We start from the raw sequence: 4,013 nt of genomic DNA on the forward strand, positions 1-4,013 counted from the left end.
GGCGGCGGTGTTCGGTTGGTCTGTGTCTTTTGTTCAGTGGTGTGGTTTTGGTCTGTCGTTGATCACGCGGGGCCCCGTGCCGCCGCGGCCGGCGGCGGTGTTCCCCGGGACTGCACCACCACAGGACGGGCTTCATATAGCGGAAGCCCCGAACGAAAGAAGAAACGCGTGCTCATCAGCCAGCGCCCGAGCCTCTCGGAAGAGTCGCTCAGCGAGACCCGCTCCCGGTTCACCATCGAGCCCCTGGAGCCGGGCTTCGGCTACACCCTCGGCAACTCGCTGCGCCGGACCCTGCTGTCGTCCATCCCGGGCGCGGCGGTCACCAGCATCAAGATCGACGGCGTGCTGCACGAGTTCACCACGATCCCCGGTGTCAAGGAGGACGTGGTCGAGCTCGTCATGAACGTCAAGGAGCTCACCGTCAGCTCCGAGCACGACGAGCCCGTCAGCATGTACCTGCGCAAGCAGGGCCCGGGCGACGTCACCGCGGGCGACATCCAGCCCCCGGCCGGCGTCTCCGTGCACAACCCCGACCTGAAGCTGGCCACGCTCAACAGCAAGGGCCGGCTCGACATGGAGCTCACCGTCGAGCGGGGTCGTGGCTACGTCACGGCCGCGCAGAACAAGAGCGCCGGCGCCGAGATCGGCCGCATCCCGGTCGACTCCATCTACTCGCCGGTCATGAAGGTGACCTACCGCGTCGAGGCGACCCGTGTCGAGCAGCGCACCGACTTCGACCGCCTGATCATCGACGTCGAGTCGAAGGCGTCGATCTCGCCCCGTACCGCGCTGGCTTCCGCCGGTTCGACCCTGGTCGAGCTGTTCGGTCTCTGCCGTGAGCTGGACGAGACCGCCGAGGGCATCGACATCGGCCCGTCCCCGCAGGACGCGCAGCTGGCCGCCGATCTGGCGCTGCCGATCGAGGAGCTGGACCTCACCGTCCGGTCGTACAACTGCCTCAAGCGCGAGGGCATCAACACCGTCGGTGAACTCATCGGGCGGACGGAGGCCGACCTTCTGGATATAAGGAATTTCGGTCAGAAGTCGATCGACGAGGTCAAGATGAAGCTCGCCGGCATGGGCCTGGGCCTCAAGGACAGCGCGCCGTCCTTCGACCCCGCGCACGTGGTCGACTCGTTCGGCGACGTGGACTACGACACCGACGACTACCGCGAGACCGAGCAGCTCTAATCCCGGCTGCCGCGTGAGCTGGGCGGCTGAGCCGCCCGGCAGGAATTTCAACGAGGAGCAAGAAGATGCCCACGCCCACCAAGGGTCCCCGCCTCGGCGGCAGCCCGGCGCACGAGAAGCTGCTGCTGGCCAACCTGGCCACGGAGCTCTTCCGGCACGGGAAGATCAAGACCACCGAGACCAAGGCGAAGCGCCTGCGCCCCTTGGCGGAGCAGCTCATCACCAAGGCCAAGCGCGGCGACCTGCACTCGCGCCGCCGGGTCCTGGGTGTCGTCAAGGACAAGGACGTCGTCTACTCGCTGTTCGAGTCGATCGCGCCGCGGTACACCAACCGCCCGGGTGGCTACACCCGGATCACCAAGGTCGGTATCCGCAAGGGCGACGCCGCTCCCATGGCCGTCATCGAGCTGGTCGAGGAGCTGCAGGTCGCGGCCACCACGGCGCCGGCCAAGAAGGCGGCCCGCAAGGCCGCCGCGCAGCAGGACAAGGTGGAGGCCCTCGCCCGCGAGGACGAGGCTCCGGCCACCGCGCCCAAGGCTGACACCACTGCTGACCAGGACGCTGAGCCGCCGGTGAACGCTTCCGGCGACAAGGGTGCCGAGGGCCCGGGCGACCAGGCCGAGGGCGAAGACCCCGCCGACGCCAAGGCCTGATCTTCAGCTAGGTAGGAAAGGCCCGGCACCCTTCGTGGGTGCCGGGCTTTCTTTTTCCCGTACGGCTTCCTTGTCCACGAATCAGCGGAGGACTGCCCCCACATGACCGACGCGACCCGCCTGCGCCTGGACGTCTCCTACGACGGCCGGGAGTTCTCGGGCTGGGCCGTGCAGCCGTCCCGGCGTACGGTCGCCGGCGTGCTCGTCGAGGCGTTGGAGCGGCTGGTCGGCGCTGATCACGACCTGGGTCTGACCGTGGCGGGCCGCACCGACGCGGGCGTGCACGCGACCGGTCAGGTATGCCACATCGACCTGCCGACAGCGATGTGGGAGTCGTTGTCGGATTCGCTGGTGCGGCGGCTCGCCGGGCTGATGCCGCCGGACGCGCGGGTGCGGGCCGTCACGCCCGTACCGTCGACTTTCGACGCCCGGTTCTCCGCCACCTTCCGACGGTACGAATACCGGGTGGCCGACACCGTTTTCGGGCCGGAACCGTTACGGCGCTACGACACCATCGGCTGGATGCGGCCTCTCGATTTGGGCCGGTTGCAGGAGGCGGCGGCCGGGCTGGTCGGGCTGCACGACTTCGCGGCGTTCTGCAAGCGCAAGGAGCACGCCACCACCGTGCGGGCCATCACCCGGTTGGAGTGGCGCCGCGAGCCCGACGGGGTCGCCGTGGCCACGGTGCAGGCCGACGCGTTCTGCCAGGCGATGGTGCGCAGCCTGGTCGGGGCCATGCTCAGCGTGGGCGACGGCCGCCGCGACCCGGGCTGGCCGGCCAAGCTGTTGACCCTGCGCGAGCGGTCCAGCGAGGTCACCGTCGCGCCGGCCCATGGGCTCACTCTGATCGCGGTCGGCTATCCCGACGAGACCGAGTACGCGGACCGCGCCGACGCCACCCGCCGGTTACGAGACGCTCCCTAGCGTCCGCTTGCCGATGACCTGCTCGCCCAGGTACCGCTCGACGAGCTCGGTCGTGATCCGGGCCGCGTACGGGTCGTCGTCGGTGACGAGCTGACCGTCGGGCCGGGCGATGACGCAGTACAGCAGATAGTGACCGCGGCTGTGCCAGCCCACCTGGGCCAGGGGTTCGCCGAGCGGGTCGCCGGCCGCGCCGCCCAGCATGGCGAAGGTGCCCCGGCCGTTCTCGACCAGAGTTCCGGTCAGCTCGCTGACCTGCGCGGCTCCCTGTTCGTCGGCGAGGTTGAAGACGCCCGCGGTGACCTGGTAGCCGCCGTAGGGAGCCAGCAGCCGGGCCCGGACGACGTGCTCGCAGCCGTAGTCGTCGAGGAGTGCGCCGAGGTCACCCGTCGTGGCGGTCCGGCACACGCTGTCGCTGTGGGTGAGGTCCACCCGGTAACCCGTGTCACCGGCGGCGAGCCGGACGGCGGGCTCCGGGAACACCTCGTCCTGGGTCAGCGGCTCGGCGTCGACGGCCCGGGAGGCGATGCCCGGCTCGGAGCCGGGGGTGGCGGCGGATTCCCGCCCGTCCCCGCGGCGCTGCTCGGCGATGATGAAGAACGCGCTCAGTCCGACGATCGCCAGGACGATCAGCGCGGCGAGCCCGCGCAACAGTGTCTGCAGAGCCTGCTGTGGTTCCCGGGGCGCCCGCCGCTGCGGCGTGTGCCGCTGATGTGCGGCGGGGGCCGGCCACTGGCCGCTGCGATGCAGCCGGTGTTGCGGTGTCGACGGCCGGTCGGCCTCCGAGGGGTCCGATCCCAGCCACTCGACGGCCGGAGAACCGGCCGGGAGCAGGTCGCTCTCCGGACGCCGGGTTCCGAGGAACCGAGCTCCTGGAATCCGCGATCCCGGGATACGGGTCGCCGGGAGTCTGGCCGCCCGGACCTGGGCGGCCTGGAACTCGGCGGCCAGCCGCACCACGGTCTGCAGCCCGACCGGCCGCAACCGGACCGTTCGCAATCCCGCGGTCTCCCGACCCGAGTGCTGTCGGCCGGAGTGCCGCGGGCCCGACGACTGCCGGTCCGTGTGCTGCGGATCCAAGCAAAGCCGTCCGGAGGACGGCCGGGCCGAGCGCTGCCGGTCCGTGTGTTGCGAATCCGAGCAATGCGGACCTGGGAACTGCCGCTCCGGGTGCGTTAGGTCATCGCCCCCGTGGTGGGCGGCGACGGTAGCTGCTCGGCGGCCGCGGGTCTGGCGGGCCACGGCCTG

Annotated in this window: 4 protein-coding genes; 3 read left to right on the forward strand and 1 reads right to left on the reverse strand. The window is 70.4% G+C overall.

Features of this window, described 5'->3' with window-relative positions; translation table 11 throughout:
• The first annotated feature begins 168 nt into the window (after positions 1 to 168).
• The 3 genes from AB0C29_RS01025 (at position 169) to truA (ending at position 2,768) form a co-directional block, all read left to right on the forward strand.
• Positions 169 to 1,191, forward strand: coding sequence for a DNA-directed RNA polymerase subunit alpha (locus tag AB0C29_RS01025; protein ID WP_023358222.1), 1,023 nt, complete (start codon positions 169 to 171; stop codon positions 1,189 to 1,191).
• A 65-nt stretch (positions 1,192 to 1,256) separates the two neighbouring features.
• The gene (gene rplQ / locus AB0C29_RS01030) at positions 1,257 to 1,844 is read left to right on the forward strand and encodes a 50S ribosomal protein L17 (protein WP_360813691.1); all 588 of its coding nucleotides are present in this window, start codon (positions 1,257 to 1,259) and stop codon (positions 1,842 to 1,844) included.
• Between the two features lie 102 nt (positions 1,845 to 1,946).
• Complete coding sequence (gene truA / locus AB0C29_RS01035; RefSeq protein WP_360813693.1) at positions 1,947 to 2,768, forward strand: tRNA pseudouridine(38-40) synthase TruA; 822 nt, start codon at positions 1,947 to 1,949, stop codon at positions 2,766 to 2,768.
• Here truA and AB0C29_RS01040 read toward each other — a convergent pair.
• Positions 2,751 to 3,764 carry a hypothetical protein gene (locus AB0C29_RS01040; protein ID WP_360813695.1) on the reverse strand — a complete coding sequence of 338 codons (1,014 nt, stop codon included), beginning with the start codon at positions 3,762 to 3,764 and terminating at the stop codon, positions 2,751 to 2,753. The genes truA and AB0C29_RS01040 overlap by 18 nt on opposite strands.
• Positions 3,765 to 4,013 lie beyond the last annotated feature (249 nt).

The organism is Actinoplanes sp. NPDC048791, assembly GCF_040650095.1.
Lineage (GTDB): Bacteria > Actinomycetota > Actinomycetes > Mycobacteriales > Micromonosporaceae > Actinoplanes.

Excerpts from the sequence above, each read along its gene's own strand:
- rplQ (WP_360813691.1), top strand. The coding sequence starts at position 1,257 with ATGCCCACGCCCACCAAGGGTCCCCGCCTCGGCGGCAGCCCGGCGCAC.
- truA (WP_360813693.1), top strand. The coding sequence starts at position 1,947 with ATGACCGACGCGACCCGCCTGCGCCTGGACGTCTCCTACGACGGCCGG.